This window comes from Isoptericola sp. NPDC055881 (genome assembly GCF_053615895.1).
In genome coordinates this window covers 100,399-104,570 of record NZ_JBSHCR010000006.1, presented here as the reverse complement: position 1 = coordinate 104,570, position 4,172 = coordinate 100,399, and the positions used below count along the sequence as shown (strand labels likewise).

Here is a 4,172-nt window from a genome sequence, read left to right as displayed (position 1 = left end):
GCACGCTCTGAGCGCTCAGAGCGTGCGTCACCACCTGGTCGGCGGGCGGGGGCGTGGCACCATCGACCTGTGCCACGTGACCTGGAACACCTCGCCGTCATCTCGGACGTGCACGGCAACCTCGGAGCGCTCGAGGCCGTGCTCGCCGACATCGCCGCCCGGGGGATCACCCGCGTGATCAACCTCGGCGACGACGCGGGCAAGGGGCCGCGGGGGAGCGCCGTCGTCGACCGGCTGCGAGAGGTCTGCGAGGCGGACGTCCGCGGCAACTGGGACGACTTCCTGCCGGGGGTCCCCGACGACGGGTCGCCCGAGCTGGCGTGGTGGCGGGACGAGCTGCGCCCCAACCAGCGGGAGTGGCTCGCCGCGAAGCCGCTCAGCCACGACCTGCTGCTCAGCGGCCGCGCGGTCCGGCTCTTCCACGCGTCGGCGACGAGCGTGCACACGCGGGTGCGTCGGTACCACTCCCGCGACGACTTCCACGGCATGTTCGCGACGACGGACCTCACCGGCCCCGGGCCGGAGCCCACCACGGTGGGGTATGGCGACATCCACCAGGCCTTCGTGGACGTCCACGGCGGCCGGACCCTGTTCAACGCCGGGTCGGTCGGCAACCCGATCGACGAGCCGACGCCGGTCTACGCGATCCTCGAGGGCGTGCCGGGCTCCCCGGAGCCGGCGCCGTTCGGGATCCAGCACGTGCGCGTGCCCTACGACGTCGAGGCGGAGCTCGCGGTGGCCCGCACGCTCGGCATGCCGGGGTATGAGCCGTGGGCGCGCGAGCTGCGCACCGGGGTCTACCGCGGCCTGGCCGTCTCCTCGCCGCCGGCCTGAGCGGCCGCCCGGAGGACGGCCGCCACGAGGCGCCCGTTCTCCGGTGCCGCCCCTCCGCCCACGCCGAAGAGGGACCGCGTGTACCCGTAGGCGATGCCGGAGTCCGGGTCGGCGAACCCGAGCGCGCCCGCGGCGCCGGAGTGACCGAACGCGCGGGCCGGTGCATGGCGGAAGCGCGAGGCGATCCGCTCGAAGCCGGCGCCGAAGTGCTCGCGCTCGCCCGTCACGAGGTCAGGACCCGCGCCGTGCGGCGTGGCGAGGCCGCGCGCGACGGACGGCGCCAGGAGCGCGTGTCGCTTCCCGTCGCCGCTGATCGCTGCCGCGTAGAGGGCGGCGACACCCCGTGCCGAGCCGAAGGCGCCGGACGACGACGGGCCGCCCGCGTGCACGCGCGGGTCGGAGGCGAGCGCGACGACGTCGGTGGGCGTGGCGGCGTGCTGGTTGAAGGCGAGGTCCATGAGCGTCGCGTCGGCCGCCGGCACCGGTGTGCGGCGGGGGGCGGGGGACTCCGTGCCCCGGGTGACCGGGACGAACCGGGGACCGGCGCCGGCCGGCAGGCCGAGGTAGAGGTCCACGTCGAAGGGCTCCCGCACCCGCTCGGCGTACAGGTCGGCGAGGGTCGCGCCTGTCGCCCGTCGCACCACCTCGCCCACCAGTGCGCCGATCACGAGGGCGTGGTACCCGTACCCCGTGCCGGGCCGCCACCACGGCCGCTGTCCGCCGAGACGGTCGGCCAGGGCCGCGTCGTCAGCGAGCTCGTCGACCGTGAAGCCCTCCGGCACGGTGACGAGACCGGCGCCGTGCGACCAGAGCTCACCCACGGTGACGTCCGCCTTGCCCTCGGCGGCGAACCTGGGCCAGTAGCGGGCGACGGGGCGGGCCGGGTCGACGAGGCCGTCCTGCACGACGAGCGCGCCGAGCAGGTGCGCGACGCCCTTCGCGACGGAGAACAGACCGGTGACGGTGTCGGCGGTGGTATCGGGCGACCACAGGTCGACGACGCGCCGCCCGTGGTGGTGCACCGCGAGCTGGGCGCCGACGGGCTCGGGATGCTCGGCGAGCGTGCGCGCGAACGCGGTCCGCACGTCCTCGTACCCGGGTGCCACGGTGCCATGCACGACCGCCGCGGGGGCGGGGGCGGTGCTCATCGGGCGTGCTGCGCGGGGGCCTGGTCGGCCGTCGTGCCCGACTCGGAGGAGACCAGCTCGGTGATCGGGTCGAAGAAGGCGGCGACGGCCGGGTCGTCGCCGCCCCGGCGGCGAGACGCGGCCAGGTCCTCGGGGCTCGCCCAGTGCACGACGTCGACCCAGGTGTCGGCGTCGAGGCGCACCAGCTCGGCGCCCAGGAAGCCGGTGCGCCCCGCGGCGAACGCGGCGAGCATCCCCGGACGGGCCGCGAGCAGCCGGTCGGCCGCGTCGGCGGGCACGCGGAACCGGGTGATCTCGACGGTGGTGCCGGGTCGGTGGGTGGCGGTCATGGTTCCTCCGGTCGGTCGGGGCATATCCTGTAGTCACCAGTTCATATCGTCATCATAGGTGACTATATTCCCGACCCCCGGAGGTGCGACATGGCGAGCCCACCGCGCACGCGCGCCGAGGCCAAGGCCGACCGGCCTGACCTGGGGGTGCTCGCCGGACGGTTGCTCTTCGCCGTCCAGGGCGCCCTCTTCGGCCGGCTCGCGGTCGAGGGGTTCGACGACCTGCGGCCGCAGCACGGCGCCGTGCTCGCCTGGATCGACGCCGGCGGGAGCCGCGCGACCGACCTCGCGCAGCGCTCCGGCCAGCACAAGCAGGTGATCGGCAAGCTCGTGGACGAGCTCGAGGAGCGCGGGTACGTCGAGCGGCGACCCGACCCGGACGACCGGCGCGCGAAGCTTGTCGTGCCCACCGACCGCGGGCTGTGGCAGATGGCGCGCTCGGACGCCATCGTCGCCGACGTCGAGCGCGAGCTCGCGGCGGCCCTCGGGGCCCGGCGGTACGCGGAGTTTGACGCCGGGCTGCGGGACGTCGTCGAGGCCGTGGGGCGCGTCGGCGGCGCTCGCTAGGCTTCGTCCCGTGCAGACGTTCGAGCAGGGCGCTTTCGACCCCGACGTGATGGGCCCCGCGGCACGCCCGGACACGGGCGAGGAGTGGCTCGGGTCGTACACCGACACGGACACGGAGCGCTGGTACTCCGAGCCGCCCAAGTCGAAGCACCGCACGGCGTTCGAGCGCGACCGCGCCCGCGTGGTGCACTCCTCGGGCCTGCGTCGGCTCGGCGCGAAGACCCAGGTGCTGGGTCCCGGCAGCGACGACTTCGTCCGTACCCGGCTGACCCACTCGCTCGAGGTCGCCCAGGTGGGGCGGGAGATGGGCCGCGCCATGGGCTGCGACCCCGACCTCGTGGACACCGCCTGCCTCACCCACGACCTCGGCCACCCGCCGTTCGGTCACAACGGGGAGCGGGCGCTCGCGGAGATCGCGCAGGGGATCGGCGGCTTCGAGGGCAACGCCCAGACGCTGCGGCTGCTCACCCGCCTCGAGCCGAAGGTGTTCGCCTCCGACGGGTCGCCCCGGGGTCTGAACCTCACGCGCGCCAGCCTCGACGCCAGCGTGAAGTACCCGTGGGCGCTCGGTGCGGGGCCGGCACGGCCCGACGGCGGCGCGACCGGCAAGTTCGGCGTCTACCCCGACGACCGGCCCGTCTTCGACTGGCTGCGTCGCGGCGCCCCGGGCGGGCGGGCGCGCTGCATGGAGGCGCAGGTCATGGACCTCGCCGACGACATCAGCTACTCGGTGCACGACGTCGAGGACGCGGTGGTCGGGGGACGCCTGGACCTGCGCAACCTGGACGACGCGGACGAGCGGGCTCGCGTCGCCGACCACGTGCGCGCCTGGTACGGGGCGTGGCACGAGCCGGACGCGATCGACGCCGCGCTGTGCCGCCTGCGTGACACGGGATACCTCGTGACGGACTTCGACGGCTCGCGCCGGGCGCTGGCCCGGCTGAAGGACGCGACGAGCCAGCTCATCGGCCGCTTCAGCGGGGCGGCCCAGGACGCGACGCGCGAGGTGTTCGGCGACGGGCCCCTGACCCGCTACGTCGCGCGGCTCGTGGTGCCGCAGGAGACCGCCGACGAGATCCTCGCGCTCAAGGGCGTGGCCGTGGCGTACGTGATGGCACCGCGCGAGGCCGAGCCGGTGTACGGGGCACAGCGGGAGATGATCGCCGCCCTGGTCGACGTCCTGACCGACCGTGCGCCGGACGAGCTCGAGGCCCCGTTCGCCGCGGACTGGCGTGCGGCGGCCGACGACCGCCCGCGGCGGGGCGGCGGCGGCGGCCAAGGGGGCCCGCACACC

5 protein-coding genes are annotated in these 4,172 nt (G+C 75.2%); 3 read left to right on the top strand and 2 right to left on the bottom strand.

All coding sequences use genetic code 11. The features are described 5' to 3' along the window. Positions 1-69 precede the first annotated feature (69 nt). Positions 70-834, top strand: coding sequence for a metallophosphoesterase family protein (locus tag ACWGKI_RS03565; protein ID WP_452184726.1), 765 nt, complete (start codon positions 70-72; stop codon positions 832-834). Here the strand turns inward: ACWGKI_RS03565 and ACWGKI_RS03560 are convergent. Continuing rightward, positions 798-1,982: a serine hydrolase domain-containing protein gene (locus ACWGKI_RS03560; protein ID WP_452184725.1), complete on the bottom strand. Its 1,185-nt coding sequence runs from the start codon at positions 1,980-1,982 to the stop codon at positions 798-800. The genes ACWGKI_RS03565 and ACWGKI_RS03560 overlap by 37 nt on opposite strands. Then, positions 1,979-2,311 carry an antibiotic biosynthesis monooxygenase gene (locus ACWGKI_RS03555; protein ID WP_380245468.1) on the bottom strand — a complete coding sequence of 111 codons (333 nt, stop codon included), beginning with the start codon at positions 2,309-2,311 and terminating at the stop codon, positions 1,979-1,981. Before ACWGKI_RS03555 ends, ACWGKI_RS03560 begins: the two co-directional genes overlap by 4 nt. Positions 2,312-2,401: 90 nt before the next feature. Between ACWGKI_RS03555 and ACWGKI_RS03550 the strand changes: the two genes are divergently transcribed. Then, complete coding sequence (locus tag ACWGKI_RS03550; RefSeq protein WP_452184723.1) at positions 2,402-2,878, top strand: MarR family winged helix-turn-helix transcriptional regulator; 477 nt, start codon at positions 2,402-2,404, stop codon at positions 2,876-2,878. Positions 2,879-2,927: 49 nt separating this feature from the next. After that, the coding region (locus ACWGKI_RS03545) for a deoxyguanosinetriphosphate triphosphohydrolase (RefSeq protein WP_452184731.1) at positions 2,928-4,172 on the top strand (1,245 nt) is incomplete at its 3' end.